The following is a 13,476-nucleotide window of genomic DNA, read 5'->3' as shown; positions in this document are numbered from 1 at the left end:
CGGAACGATAGCAATATTGGCAGGGTGTCAACAAGCGCTGGAGGCTAGCGACGGCGGCCCCGTTCGGCGCGCCAGACGTAGTCGAGCAGTCCCATGATCTGCCTGCGCCCTTCGGTGGAGAGGCTTTCCGCGCGCATGGCGATGATCCGCCCGGGGGAATCGGTCTGTTCGCAGGTCTGCTCGTCGAAGAAATAGGTCACCGGGACGTCGAAGTAGCGGGCGAAGGCCTGCACGTAGCTGATCTTGGGGTCCCCGCGCTTGCCGGTGACCAGTTGCTGCAGGTACGCGGCCGAGATGGTCGGCCCGCCGAGCGCACTGATGCCCTGAGCGATCCTGCGGTAGGAGAGCGGCCCGCGCCGTTCGCGGAGTTGTTCGATGAGCCCGCCGAGTCGTGCGGCGAACGAGTCGGCGCACCAGGTGGTACCTCCGTGTGCCATGACCTGCGACCCCCATGGTTGCGGTTTCCCGAGATCCGTCCCGGGCCAGGTGCTCCGGGCCGGCGGACCGGCGAATGCGAATGATCGTACGGACGGCCGCAAACGTATGCAAATGTTGACGCTGTCGCTATGCTGCCCTGCAGGGGCGGAGGGGCGACCGCGGTCATGGAGTGTCGTGGGGTTGTCACGCGCTGGGGGTGCGTGACAACCCCCGTTTCCCGCCCCGAGGGGACCGTTATCCTGGAACGCGTCGGGCGTGGCGCGCCGCGCACGGAATGGTCAGGGAGTGCCGGTGGCTGGCGATCTGCAGTACGACGCGGCGGGTATGCGGTCCGCGTTGACGATGCTTCGCGATCTGATCGCGCGACTCGACGAGGAGCGCGGGGATCTCGGCGGCCTGGACACGGTTCGGGCGCCTGGCACGGCACCGGCGACCGAGCGATTCCACGAGCGCTACCTCGACTGGGTCGGCGAGGTATCCGAGGAACACGCCGCCACCCGGGAACAGGCCCAGCGCGCGGTGGACGCCCTCATCGCGATCGATCTCGAGTACAACGCGGGTGAGCTGGCCAACGAACTCGGTCTGCGCACGCATCTGCATGCCGACGCGCCGGGGAGCGGGGACCGCTGATGGCCTTGTGGGACTGGATGGCCGAACGGGCCTCGATGGTCGACGCCGCCCCGAACCGGGCGGCCGCGGCGCAGGCACTCGTGCGGCAGTGGGCGCAGCGCCATCCGGGCGGTTGCCGGCCCGATTTCGCCGATCCGGCACGCATCTACGAGTACTTCCATTCCGGGGCGGGCCCCGAGGGATACCAGCGGGCCCGGGAGTCCGCGGACACGATCTCGGCCTCGCTGGCCGCGGGCGCCGACGGGGTGCACGCGGTGCGCTCGACGCTCGCGGGCAGCTGGCAGGGCACGGCGGCGGAAGCGGCACTGGCCGCGCTCGCCCCGCTGCGTGACCGGCTGGACGAGATCGCCAAACGCGCCCGGGCCGGGGCGAGCATGCTCGCCGAACAGGTCGACGCCTTCGTGGAGACGAGGAGAAGGGTCGTCCCGGTCACCGAGCAGCCACCGGACTGCGGCGGGCTCGGCGCGGTGCACAATCCGGTGCTCATGGCGCGGGGAGGGTCGGCGGCCGTGAACGCGGGGGCGTACCACGGCGGTGCGCGGACGAACCAGGACGCGTATGCGGAGTACGCCGCCGAGACGGGGAAGCAAACGGGGGAATTCCCAGGCATTGGCGGCGAGTGACCATGCTTCGCCTCCCGGTACGGCTCTCGGCGGAGACCTTCGCGGTCACCTGGCGGTACGCGAAGGTCGGCGAACTGCCCGATGCGCTCTACGTGCCGATGCCGGGCGGGGAACAGGACGATCCCTACGCGAGCGCGCACGCCGAACTGGCCGCGTTCGCCGAGCTGCGCGAGCTGGCCGGGGAGGACCGGCGCGGGTTCACCGCCGATCTGGAGGGCGTCTACCAGATGCTGGCCGGTGCCCAGGAGGAGTACTTCGCCTGGATCATCGGCACGAACGGGTTCGGGGTGAGCGCGCTGCTCGCCTGTCACGGCGGCCACGCCATGCTCGCGGTGCTCGACGGGAACACGGTCCGGATCTCGCAGGCGAATCCGGACCCCGGGGCCCTGGTCACGGCCCTGCCCGCGTTTCCGCCCGCGCGGTTCCGCCCGGTCAGCGTGCCCAGTGCGGAACTGTTCGAGACCGCCCCGGAGGAACTGACCGGGGATGTCGCCCTGTTGCGCGAGGTGTTCGCCACCCGGCCGATCGGCAAGGGGCAGTACTACGTCGCGGTGCGCTCGCCCAACGGCCGCAGGCACATCGCGCCGAGCCCGGTGAACCACATCGATCCGGATCCCGGGCGGGTGTTGTTCTACACCACCGACAACGGCGGCGGCGAGTACATCACCGCGAAACCGGGCAGCGCCGAGGCGATCGCCGAACAGCTGCTGCGCACCCGGGAGGATCTGGTCACCGGTGCGCCGATTCCCGGGCAGGCGGGCAGCCCGGAGCATCCGGCGGACCGTAGGTAAGTGAGCCGATACGCGGCGTTTCGGGTGTGACGCGCGGCGCACATCCGATATCTTCACCGCATCGGGTGTTGACCCGGTGCGCAACGGGGTGCGTTCTACTGCGGGTATCGCGGACACGTCGATGCGGCCGGACAATACGGGCACAGACGGTTGAGGAACGCATGGGCTTGGCAGCAGAAACTGTGGACAGCGCCATCATCACGGCACTCGTGGTAGATGCGGAGCCGTTGTTCGCCGAGGGCATCCGCGAACAGTTCACGGCCAGCAGACAGCTGCGGTACCAGGGCCGGATCGGCCGGGTCCGCGAGGTGCTGCCCACCTGCGCGCGGCTGGCCCCCGATCTGGTGCTGCTGGACGCCATGATGGACGAGTCCTGCTACCTCACCGCGACCCTCAAAGGGGCACAGCATCCGCCGATCGTTGCGGTGCTGGTCCCCGAACCGCTGGTGCACGGCAGCTATGCCGACCGGGTGCTCGCCGCGGGGGCCGACCTGCTGCTGCCGCGCACCGTTGCGGGGACCGAACTGCTCGGCGGGATCGACCGGGTGCGCCGCCGTTCCCCGGTCGTGCATCCGGCGCTGGGCGGCCAGCAGCGCATCGGGCGCCCCGGAAACCGCCCTGCGGTGCACTGGGCGATCACCCAGCGCCAGTTCGAGGTGCTGTGCCTGATGGCGGACGGCAAGCGCAACGAGGTGATCGCCGAGGAGCTGTTCGTGGCCCCGGAGACGGTGCGCACGCACGTGAAGGGGATCCGGCACGCACTGAAGGCCACCAGCAGGGCGCACGCGGTGAGCCGCGCGTTCGAGCTGGGGCTGCTCCCGGTGGAACCGCTGCCCGAGTGACCCGACTACGGTTGGTCTCCGTGCCCGAGCATGAACCGACCTACGAGCTCGACGACGCCATGACGCGCCGGATGAAGGCGCTCGCGTGCACCGCGCCGCTGCACGATCTGGACGCGCGCAAGGGCATGCTCGACTGGGTGGACGCGGGCATCTACCAGATGGCCGAGATCGCACTGCACATGATCGACAAGGTCACCATCGCGATGGACTTCGACTCCGGGGCCGATCACGAACGGATGATCAACAAGGTCACGCCGTTCGTGGCCGCGCAGGCTCCCGACAGGCCGAACACCGAGCACGCGCGGGTGGCCGGCTGGGTGCTCGACAACCTGCTCAACGTGGGCACCGTGGACCGCGGATTCCGCCGGGTGTACGGGGAACTCGACGAGGGCGGCACTTACCGCCGCCGTGCCTTCGATTTCAAGCTGCTCGTCGAGCGGGCGGGCACCGACGGTCAAGTCTACCTGCGGGCCACCGACGAGGCGATCAACGTACTCGTCGGCGCGCTGGACACGGATGTCGAGTCCGCCCAGGTCGCCGCGGAACTCAAGCTGGAGCACCTGATCAGTTCCGGGCGCCTCGCCGAGGCGAAGCTGGCCGCCGAGCAGGCGCGGTACCGCACCGTGCAGTTCGGCGAGACGCTGCGCGGTCGCCTGGACGCCACCCGCAGGGATGTGCGCGCCGTGGACTGGGAGCGGGAGATCCCCGAACTGCTCGATTCCGCACTGCGTCACGTGGAGGCCCGGTTCCGCGCGGAGAGCGCGATCCTGCGGGACATCACCGCCGCGCGCGATGACACCGAGGACATCGAGCAGAAGCGCAGGGCCGCGGAACTGGTGGACATCGTCGGCGACTGCATCCGCAGGCACACCCAGTTGCAGGCGCGGTTGCAGTCCGCGGGTGCGGTGTTCCGCGCCGAACAGGACCGGCAGCAGTTCTCCGGCCCAGCCAAGCGCGCCGCGATCGACCTGTACGGCCAGCTGCTCACCCCGATCCTCGATCAGCCGGTCGGCACCGCGGCCCGCCCGCTCGAGGCATATTTCCGTGCTGCCGCGGGAATCCGCCCGCCGACCGCGACCTCCCTGCCCTCGCTCGTCTCGCTGCTGTTGCGGCCGGCCCCGGAACGCGCGAAGGTCGTCGGCGAGGTGCCCGACCCCCAGCTGGCCCCGAGCGAGGACAGCGAACGGTTCAGCGAGGAGCAGTGGCGGATGGCCGACGAGCTGCTCGACCTGCCCGAGGTGGGCAGGGAACTGTCCGGGCTGCTCGCCGAGGCGGCCGAACGCGATCCCGAACTCGCCAGGCTGGTCGCGCTGCGCGCGGTGCACGCCTACAGCCCCGAGGTGGGTGCGGCGGTGCGTTCGGGACAGGGCAGGATGTTGGTCGCCGTCGCCACGGGCCGGACCATCGAGACCGAGGTCTACGGCGGCGACGAGCTGCTGCTCACCTCGGCGGAGATCAGCGCGGAGACCGGCACGGCCGAAGACGGTACGGATCAGGAGTCATAGAGCGATGAGTGCGAATGTCACGCTGAGCGACGCGGAGTCGGCCGCGCGGCTCGTCGCGTTCGGCCTGCGTCCCAAACAGGTGCCCTCGCGGGATGTGGTGTACGCCGACCTGGTGCGCCGCTACGGCGAGGACAGCGTCTTCAAACAGCTCACCAACGGGGTGGCCGCGGGCATGGGGCTCATGGTGCTGGATGTGAGCGCCGGATCCGGAATCGTGCTCGCCGCGAACGAGGAGTCCGCCTTCGAGACCAAGATGGATTCCTACGCGCGTGCGGCCAAGATCCGGGACCGCAGGGAGACCGAGAAAGTGCTGCACGGGATCATCCATCTCGCCGTTGCCGCGCTCGGTTTCCCGCGACCGGACGATCTGGCCAACGACACCTACGTCGGTAGGGTGAGCGTGGAGCAGGTGGACGGCGTGGTACGCGAGGCCTGCCGGGTGCTCGACGAACGCGCGGCGGGTAAGGGCGATCCGCTGGTGGACGCCCCGGAACTCGAGCACGCCTGGCAGGCCTATATGCGCCGGCCCGAGGCCGCGGCGACCAAGGACGGGCGGCTCGCCGCGGACAGTACGCGGGGAATGGTGTCCCGGGCCCTGCGTTTCCTTGCCGAGCAAGGATTTCTGGTCGCGGTGAACGCCGACGCCGAAGGCGTGTACCGCACCACCCACCGCTATCAGGTCCAGGTGCGCGAGCTGGCCGCGGACAACGCCTTCGCCGAACTGCTCGAGCTCGGCGTGGTCACCGTGCCCGAGTCCGGCGGATCGCTTCGAACGTCCACTGTGGACACTCTGTAGAGGAGAACATGTACGAGCTTTCGAGGGTGCGGCTGCACTCCGTGGGTCCGCCTGGCGCGCGCTACCAGGATGTGCTGCTCGATTTCTCCGGCGCGGGCGCGAAAGTGCAGAGCCAGCAAGGAGATCTGCTCGAGGTCACGGAACCGCCGAGGCGTCCCTCCCCGGCGAGTGTGCTGTTCCTGGAGAACGGCGGCGGGAAGTCGGTACTGATCAAGCTGATCTTCTCGGTGATGCTGCCTGGCAGGCGCCAGGTGGTGGGTACCACGAGCACCCGGGTGCTGGAGAAGTTCGTGCTGCCCAACGATGTGGCGCACGTGGCGCTGGAGTGGATGCACACCGGCTCGGGGGAGCGGCTGGTCACCGGCAAGGTCTCGGAGTGGCGCGGGCACGTCAGTTCGGCGGACCCGGCCAACCTCATCGACACCTGGTACTGTTTCCGCCCCTCCGAAGCGCTCGAGCTGGAAACCCTCCCGCTCACCAAGGACAACAGGCTGCTCACCGTCTCGGCGTTCCGGGACCGGCTCGGCGAGGCACAGTCCGAGGACCCGGGGATCGACCTGTTCTGGACCCGGCGGCGCGGGGAATGGACCGAGCGGCTGGACATGCTCGGCCTGGACACCGAACTGTTCCGTTATCAGCGGGCGATGAACGCAGGCGAGGGCGAGGCTGCGGACGCGTTCTCCTTCGCCACCGACGAGGCCTTCGTGGAGTTCCTGCTGCGCGCGGTGCTCCCCGAGGACGGACCGGTCGAGCTCGCCGAGGTGCTCACCAACTACTCGGAAAGCCTTGCCCAGCGCGGGGAACTGAACGTGGAGCGGGACTTCGTGGCCGGGGCGCTCGAACTGTGCGGCCCGCTGGCCAAGGAGGAGGCGCTCACCCTCGCCTGCCGTGCGGAGGCGGAACGGGTCTACGCCCAGCTCGCCGGATTCGCGGGCGCGGTCGACGCGCGCGTGGATGTGGAGCAGGCCCGGCTCGAAGAGTACGAGGCCGGGCTGACCGAGGCACAGGAAAGCCTCGGGCTCGCCGAATCGACGAGACGCCGGGCCGCGGCCGAGGTGGCCGCGCTGCGGCGCGCGGTCGCCGGACTGCGGCTCTCCGAAGCCGAAGCCGAACGCGTGGAAGCCGATGAGGTACTCGCCGAGACCCGGCGTACCGCGGACGCGTGGCGGGAGACCTCGACGGTGCTCGAGCAGCGCGGGGCCGCCGAATCCGCGCGGCGGCTGCGCGAACTGGCGCACAGTCTCGAGGAGAAGGCACGGCCCGCCCTCGCCGCGAAGAACGCGGCGGCGCAGGCACTCGCGCGCGGACTGCTCGCCCTTGCCAAGGACGCGGGTCAGGCCGCGGAACGGGAACAGGCCAGTGCCGCGGAACAGACCGAACGGGCGGCCCAGGCGCAGGCCCGGCAGAACGAGGCGACCTCCGAAGCCGCGACCGCGACCGCGCGCGCCGACGCGCTGGCCGAACGGGTCGAGGAAGTGCGCGCCCGGCTGCGCACCGCGGCGGGTGAGGGGCTGCTCGATTCGGCGGGCGAGGACGTGACCTCGGCTGCGGCCCGCGCCGGTGAGGCACTGGAGACCGCGCGCGAACGGCTCGCCGAACACGAGGCGGAAGCCGAGCGGATCGGCGAGGCGCACTCCGCAGCCCAGCTCACCCTGCAGGAGGCCCGGCAGGGCGCGGCGACCGCGGCCGAACGTAATCAGCGCGCCGGCGAGGCCAAGGCCGAGGCGGAGGAACGGATCGCCGTCCTCGAGGCGGAACCACGGCTGGCCGCGCTGCTCGATGTGGAGGACATCCGCCTCGACTCGGACTACTCGGCGCTGCGCAGACTGCTCGCCGAATCCAGTGCCGAGGCCGGAAGGGTACGGCTCGAACTCGAGGTCGCCGAGGCCAGTGACAAGCAGGCCCGGCTCGCGCTCGCCGGCGGGGACCTGCTGCCGCCGCCACCGGAGATCGGCGAGGTGTGCGCGGTACTCGAGGAGGAGGGCATCACCGCCTGGCCCGGCTGGACCTTCCTCGCCGCGGTCGGGGATGTGGCCGAGCGGGCCCGCATCGCCGAGCACGCGCCGCAGCTGGCGAGCGGGGTGCTGCTGAACAAGGCGAGCCAGCTGGAGTTCGCCAAGCAGATCCTCACCGAGCGCGAGCTCTACCCGAACACCTTCATCGCCATCGGTACCACGGATTCCCTGCGCGCCGGCGGGGTCGCACCGGGCGCGGATTTCGTGGTGCCCTCGAATCCCGCGCTCTACGATCCGCACGCCGCGGCGCGGGAACAGGAGGCGATCGCCCGCAGGCACACCGAACGCCAGGACCGGCTCACCGAACTCACCGAGCGCCAGCGTGCCGATGACGAACTGGCCGCCCGCCTCGAACGCTGGCGCGAGGAATACCCGGAGGGCAGCGCCACCGAGCTCGCCGCGGCGGTGGAGTTCACCGAGACCGCGGTGGCCGAGGCCGAGCAGCGGGTGCGGCGTTGCGAGCAGGAGCTGGACCGCCTCGCCACCGAACGGGCCGGTTTACGGGAAAGCGTGCCCGCCGCGCGCGAAAAACTGCGCGCGACGGAGGAGAACGCGCGGCGGCTCAGTGAACTCGCCGAGCTGAGCGAACACCTGCGCGAGTGGACCGAGGCCGAGCAACGCGAGCGGGAGAACGTGGCCCGCGCCGCGGAACGGGCCACCGAGGCCGGCGACGTCGCCGAGCTCGCCCGCGCCGAGGCCGCCGAACACCAGCGCGCGGCGGACGGGCACACCGGAACGGCCGACCGGGCCCGCGCCGAGCTCGCCGAGGTTCCCGGCGCCGGTGAGGTCAGTGCGGCCGATCCGGCGCCCGAGGAACCGATCGAGGTGCTGCGCAGGACTTATCGGTCGGCCGAGGACTCCTACGCCAGGGTGGAGGTCGGCAGTGATCTGCGCGCCGAACTCGACCAGGCCGAGCGGGCCGAGGCGGTGAGCCTGGCCGCGTTCGAGGCGCTCGATCCCGAGGTGCGCGAGCTGGCCAGCGAACTCCTGGAAACCCCGGAGGGTTCGGACGCCTCGGCGCGCACGGCGGCGCGGGAACGCGCGGCCCGCGCGGTCGAGGCGGCGGAGAATCGGCGGTCGAACGCGATCGCGCTGGTCGCGACCCGCAAGGCCGAGCTGGCCGGGCTGCCTGAGGCACGCGAGGCCGAAGTACCCCAGCCGCGGGACATCGCGCACGGCCAGCAGCTGGTGGACGCCGCGATCGCCGAGGAGTCCGAAGCTGCGCGTGAACACGAGCGCCGGGTTCGCGAACACGAAACCGCGGAACGGGCGCTGGCCTCGGCGCGCGCGAGCACCGAGGGCTTCGGGGTGTTGCTGGACTCGACGGACGCGCGCCCGGACGGGGAACAGGAGCCGTTCGAGGGCGATATCGAGGCCGCCCGATCCCGGTACGCCACGCTGCGCGGGGAGTGGACGCACGCGCAGGAGACGGCGAACCGCGCCGAGGAACGGGTGCGCCAGGCCTCTGACTCGCTCGCCCAGTTCGCCACCGAGAGCCGGTTCGAACAGCTGCAGGTGCCGGTGCGCAGGCAGATGCTCGCGGTGCGCCGCGCCGAGCTGCCGACCTACTCGGGGGAGTGGGCGGAGGCGCTGCGGCCACGGCTGCGCACCCTCACCGACGACCTCGCCGCGATCGACCGGCACCGCAGCGGGATCATCACCCGGCTGCACGGTATGGTCGAGGACGCGCTGCGCACCCTGCGCTCGGCGCAGCGGGTCTCCCGGCTGCCCGATGGGCTCGGCGACTGGTCCGGGCAGGAGTTCCTGCGTATCGCGTTCGGCTCGCTCGAGGACACCGAACTGGTGGAGCGCCTCGGTGAGGTCGTGGACGAGGCGGCAACCGGGAAGAACGGGACCCCACAGGGTATGTCGCTGTTGCTGCGCGGGGTGCTCGCCGCCGCGCCCAAGGGGTTCCGGATCGAGATGCTCAAGCCCGACGCGGTCCTGCGCACCGAGCGGCAGCGGGTCTCCGAGATCCGTGACGTGTTCTCCGGCGGGCAACAGCTGACCGCGGCGATCATCCTCTACTGCACCATGGCCGCACTGCGCGCGAACAATCGCGGACGTGCCAAGCATCGGCACTCCGGGGTGCTGTTCCTGGACAACCCGATCGGCCGCGCCTCCGCGGGGTACCTGCTCGAACTGCAGCGTGCCGTGGCCCGCGCACTCGGGGTGCAGCTGATCTACACCACGGGGCTGTTCGACGCGAACGCGCTCGCCGAGTTCCCGATGATCGTGCGGCTGCGCAACGACGCCGATCTGCGGGCGGGGCGCAAGTACCTGGCCGTGGAAGAGACCATCAAGGCCGAACTGGACGCGTTGCCCGAAGCGGACGAGACGGCGGGACTGACCTCGACGCGGATCTTCTTCCGGGAGATCGAACCCACGATCGTGGAGCCACGGGTTCAGGAAGCCGAGGGCTGACCGGGCAGCTGCCCGATCAGCCGGTGTTGGCGGGTTCTCAGCTCTCGGGCGGGTAGTACGGCTTCTCCGGCGGGAAGATGACCGGGCTCTTGGGCGCGTCGATCGGCAGCATGATGAAGTGCCCCGGTCCGATGCCGGGGGAGTGCACGTTCCAGACATCCGGTCGCGGACTGATCCAGCCCGGATGCCACTCCATCCGCCAGCGCAGCGGGGTGCGCTGCTTGGTCCAATCCAGGTTCGCGTAGTTGAGCTCGTAGGCCCACTTGGTCAACGGTCCGGCCTTGTTCACCTGCCTGCGCAGATAGGGGATCGCCGCGCCGCGGTCGGAGAACTGGTCGATGATGTCGCACTGACAGCCGAACATCAGGGTGCCCACCTCGCCGGGCGCCAGCATGCCCTCGCCGTTCAGCCGGGTGGCGAGGTCATTGCCGATCCGCATGTACTCGGTCGGCAGTGCCCAGTTGCCGAAGATCGGCGGGGTCTGCCACGGCAGGCCGTGCAGCAGCTCGGGAATCAGGGTGCCGACCGCGAGCACGAGCCCGACGACCGCGCGCAGGGCCGAGGCGCGGACGGCGCGGATCCGCATGGAGAGCGGGTCGAGCGCGCCGGCGAAGAAGAAGGTGAGCAGGGCGACGGTGGGCACGTAGTACCACAGGAACGCCGCGGGATCGATGGCCAGATAGACCAGGAAGTACAGCACTCCCGCGCCACCGAGGATGGCCAGCGGCGCCAATCGTCCGCCGCGCACCTTCGCCACCCAGTAGATCAACGCGATCAGGCCGAGCACCGCGGGAATGAGCGAGAGGATCGCGGGCACCGCCGAGTTCGCACTCGAGACGAACAGCCACAGTCCGGTCTTGAAGGTCCAGCCACCGGGAAGCTCGGTCTGCTGCTTGATGGCGAGCGTGTCCGGTATGGCCGAGCCGAGGGTCAGCCAGCTGGTCACGAACCAGGGCAGGCCGACGATCAGGGTCGGGACCAGGGCGCGCCACCACTTCCTGCGGACGCCGGCGAGCGCGAGGCTCAGCGCGAACACCACGATGACGCTGTCCAGCCTGGTGAGGATGGTCAGCCCGGCCAGCACCCCGAACAGCACCGGGCGCCCGCGCAGTCCCTCGGCGAACAGCCCGACGAGCAGGGCGAGCAGCAGCTGGGTCTCCAGGCCGACCACGGAGAGCGCGAACGGGGAGAGCAGGACGAGCACCAGCCCGGTCAGCGCGGAGCTCCAGGAGATTCCGAGCCGCTTGCTGATCACCGACCACCACGCGGCGGTGGCCACCATCGCGGCGACCGTCACGATGCCGAGCACGATGATCGGCGAGGTCTCTCCGGTGATCAGCTTCGCCAGGAACATCAGCCCGGCGAGCAGCAGCACGTTGAACGGGGAGGTCGCGCTGTTCGATTCGAGCCCCGGTGTCATGCCCCAGGTGCCGTCGGTGGCGAACGCGCGAGCGTAGTCGAGGGTGATGTACCCGTCGTCGGTGAGCCCGGCGTGCGTCAGCCAGTAGGCGAACAGCCCGACGACCAGCGCGATCAGCGCGAACCACTGCGTTCTCGAGCCGAACTGGCGCATGGTGTTCCCGGTGTTGGCCGGAACCTCCCGTTTCGGACGGGTGATGGTGCTGCTTCCCATGGAGTGCGGGCCTGTTTCAGACGTGAGCGGTCACTTCCGACCGCGATGTACGGATGACATTGCGTACCACCCAGCGGCCGGTCGCGACGGCGAGGGCGATGACCAGCAGGGCCTCGATGACGGAACCGGTCGTGCCGATGTCGTACGGCGAGCCGTCGGCCATGGTCAGGAACAGCGCACCGCCCGCAAAAAGGATCGGGATGATCCGCCACCTGCTGCGCATGCTCGCGCCGAGCAGGAGCACCGGCCAGACGAGATACCACGGCCACAACACGGGGGTGGCGATGATGACCGCGGTCAGCAGGATCGCGCTCGCCCGCGCGGTGCCGACCTTCGGCAGCCGGGCGAGCACGGCGATCACGAGGGCGAGCACGCACAGGTAGGTGACGATCTGGATCCCGGTGAGCACATTGGCCCGGGGCAGCGTCTCCTCGCCGATGCCGAACCAGTCCATGGCGAGGTCACAGATCGCCCGCTGGATCGCGTTCAGCGGGGTGAACGTCGGCGCGGCGCGGCTCGGGGAGTTGATGGCGTCGAGGTTGATCCAGCGCAGCCCGAGCGTGGTGATCAGCGAGACGACGCCGGTGACCACGACGCAGATGCCGAAGGCGATCCCGACCCTGGTGACCCGTTTGCCGACCGCCCTGCTGCGGTAGGCCCAGGCGAAGCCGAGGATCGCGACCACGGCGGCGGCCGGGATCTTGATCATCATCGCGCAGGTGGCCACACCGATGGCCAGGGGCGCCGAGTACCGGATGTCGCGCCGGGTGAACAGCGCCAGCGCGGCCATCACGAGCCCGATCATCAGCCCGTCGTTGTGCCCGGACAGCACCACGGCACCGAGCGCGAGCGGGCTGGTCACCCCGATCCAGGTGGCCACCACCGGGTTCGTACCGGCGAACCGGGCCACCCGGGGAACACAGATCGCGGCCAGCGCGAGACCGGCGAGCATCAGCAGCCGCATCACCACGACCGCCGTCGTCGGATGGTCGCGGGCCAGCGGGGCGATCAGCGAGTCGATGCCCATGAACCCCGGGCCGTACGGGGACGGTACGTCCATCCAGATGCCGGGAATGCGGTGCTGGAGCAGATCGGTGAGCCCGGCCGTCGCGGGACCGTTGGTGTACGGGTTGTTGCCCGCGCGCAGCACGAGGCCCTGGCCGAGGTAGGTGTAGACGTCGGTGCTCAGTGCGACCGGGGCGACCAGCCAGGGCAGCGCCCAGGTGCCGCCGACGGCCCAGAGCTGGCGGATGCGCCAACGTCCCGCACGCACCCCGAGGCCGAGTGTGAACCAGCCGATAGTGAGCGCGGCGAGGCCGAGGTAGAAGACCAGGCGCAGCGTGCTCGGGTTGTCGAACCAGCTCTGCGGGAGGGTGAACCACCACATCCGGCTCGGGTCCTCGGGAAGACGCCCGGCCTCGAGACCCACGATCGCGGTGGCGATGGTGCCGAGCAGGCCGAGCAGTGCCGCGGCGATCTGGGTAGCGGGGTGGATGAGTAACCGGTACAGGCGGCGATCCCCGCGACGGGCTGGTGGGCCGCCGCTTCGCTGGGTGGTTTCCGGCTTCGCCGCGACCGACTTGTCGTCGAGTGCCGGGTCTGCAGGTTCGACCTGCTGCCCAACTGTCGGCGACACACGCATCACGCCTCTCCGCACTTGTCCTGGTTTCCGGGTGCCGAAGCTCGGGCACACGCCCGTCCAGTGTGCCCGATCCTGGTGTGGCATGGTCAGCTGACCCTCCGGAATCGGCCGGATGCTGTGGTCGGCGCCACGTTGAC

At 70.3% G+C, this 13,476-nt stretch carries 10 protein-coding genes; 7 read left to right on the top strand and 3 right to left on the bottom strand.

What is annotated here, in order from left to right:
• Window positions 1-44: 44 nt before the first annotated feature.
• Window positions 45-437 carry a helix-turn-helix domain-containing protein gene (locus A37U_RS0118940; RefSeq protein ID WP_020498242.1) on the bottom strand — a complete coding sequence of 131 codons (393 nt, stop codon included), beginning with the start codon at window positions 435-437 and terminating at the stop codon, window positions 45-47.
• A gap of 292 nt (window positions 438-729) precedes the next feature.
• On the opposite strand from A37U_RS0118940, the gene A37U_RS0118935 reads away from it, so the two are divergent.
• The 7 genes from A37U_RS0118935 (at window position 730) to A37U_RS0118905 (ending at window position 10,064) form a co-directional block, all read left to right on the top strand.
• Complete coding sequence (locus tag A37U_RS0118935) at window positions 730-1,068, top strand: hypothetical protein (protein WP_157182891.1); 339 nt, start codon at window positions 730-732, stop codon at window positions 1,066-1,068.
• Window positions 1,068-1,691 (top strand): PPE domain-containing protein, encoded by a 624-nt coding sequence (locus A37U_RS0118930; protein ID WP_020498240.1) that lies wholly within the window; start codon window positions 1,068-1,070, stop codon window positions 1,689-1,691. Before A37U_RS0118935 ends, A37U_RS0118930 begins: the two co-directional genes overlap by 1 nt.
• A 2-nt stretch (window positions 1,692-1,693) precedes the next feature.
• On the top strand, window positions 1,694-2,482 hold the full coding sequence (locus tag A37U_RS0118925) for an ESX secretion-associated protein EspG (RefSeq protein WP_040587997.1): 789 nt from the start codon (window positions 1,694-1,696) through the stop codon (window positions 2,480-2,482).
• 167 nt (window positions 2,483-2,649) lie between these two features.
• A complete protein-coding gene (locus A37U_RS0118920) occupies window positions 2,650-3,324 on the top strand; it encodes a response regulator transcription factor (protein WP_157182890.1) in 675 nt (224 codons plus the stop codon).
• A gap of 59 nt (window positions 3,325-3,383) precedes the next feature.
• Window positions 3,384-4,829 (top strand): hypothetical protein, encoded by a 1,446-nt coding sequence (locus A37U_RS0118915; RefSeq protein WP_051111689.1) that lies wholly within the window; start codon window positions 3,384-3,386, stop codon window positions 4,827-4,829.
• 4 nt (window positions 4,830-4,833) lie between these two features.
• Window positions 4,834-5,625 carry a hypothetical protein gene (locus A37U_RS0118910; protein WP_020498236.1) on the top strand — a complete coding sequence of 264 codons (792 nt, stop codon included), beginning with the start codon at window positions 4,834-4,836 and terminating at the stop codon, window positions 5,623-5,625.
• Window positions 5,626-5,633: 8 nt separating this feature from the next.
• Complete coding sequence (locus tag A37U_RS0118905) at window positions 5,634-10,064, top strand: coiled-coil domain-containing protein (protein ID WP_020498235.1); 4,431 nt, start codon at window positions 5,634-5,636, stop codon at window positions 10,062-10,064.
• Window positions 10,065-10,101: 37 nt separating this feature from the next.
• Here A37U_RS0118905 and A37U_RS0118900 read toward each other — a convergent pair whose 3' ends face one another.
• Both A37U_RS0118900 and mptB read right to left on the bottom strand, forming a co-directional pair.
• Window positions 10,102-11,697: a glycosyltransferase family protein gene (locus A37U_RS0118900; RefSeq protein ID WP_020498234.1), complete on the bottom strand. Its 1,596-nt coding sequence runs from the start codon at window positions 11,695-11,697 to the stop codon at window positions 10,102-10,104.
• Window positions 11,698-11,713: 16 nt separating this feature from the next.
• Entirely contained in the window at window positions 11,714-13,339 is a 1,626-nt protein-coding gene (mptB, locus tag A37U_RS0118895; protein WP_020498233.1) for a polyprenol phosphomannose-dependent alpha 1,6 mannosyltransferase MptB, read from the bottom strand.
• Between the last annotated feature and the right edge of the window lie 137 nt (window positions 13,340-13,476).

Origin of the sequence: Sciscionella marina DSM 45152, from assembly GCF_000379465.1 — a bacterium.
GTDB classification, from domain to species: Bacteria; Actinomycetota; Actinomycetes; order Mycobacteriales; family Pseudonocardiaceae; genus Sciscionella; species Sciscionella marina.
Note: the sequence above shows the minus strand (reverse complement) of the source record. Positions and strands in the feature narration are given on the sequence as shown.

Coding starts and splice junctions, on each gene's coding strand:
- A37U_RS0118940 (WP_020498242.1), bottom strand. CDS start 437: ATGGCACACGGAGGTACCACCTGGTGCGCCGACTCGTTCGCCGCACGA.
- A37U_RS0118930 (WP_020498240.1), top strand. CDS start 1,068: ATGGCCTTGTGGGACTGGATGGCCGAACGGGCCTCGATGGTCGACGCC.
- A37U_RS0118925 (WP_040587997.1), top strand. CDS start 1,694: ATGCTTCGCCTCCCGGTACGGCTCTCGGCGGAGACCTTCGCGGTCACC.
- A37U_RS0118915 (WP_051111689.1), top strand. CDS start 3,384: ATGACGCGCCGGATGAAGGCGCTCGCGTGCACCGCGCCGCTGCACGAT.
- A37U_RS0118910 (WP_020498236.1), top strand. CDS start 4,834: ATGAGTGCGAATGTCACGCTGAGCGACGCGGAGTCGGCCGCGCGGCTC.
- A37U_RS0118905 (WP_020498235.1), top strand. CDS start 5,634: ATGTACGAGCTTTCGAGGGTGCGGCTGCACTCCGTGGGTCCGCCTGGC.
- A37U_RS0118900 (WP_020498234.1), bottom strand. CDS start 11,697: ATGGGAAGCAGCACCATCACCCGTCCGAAACGGGAGGTTCCGGCCAAC.
- mptB (WP_020498233.1), bottom strand. CDS start 13,339: ATGCGTGTGTCGCCGACAGTTGGGCAGCAGGTCGAACCTGCAGACCCG.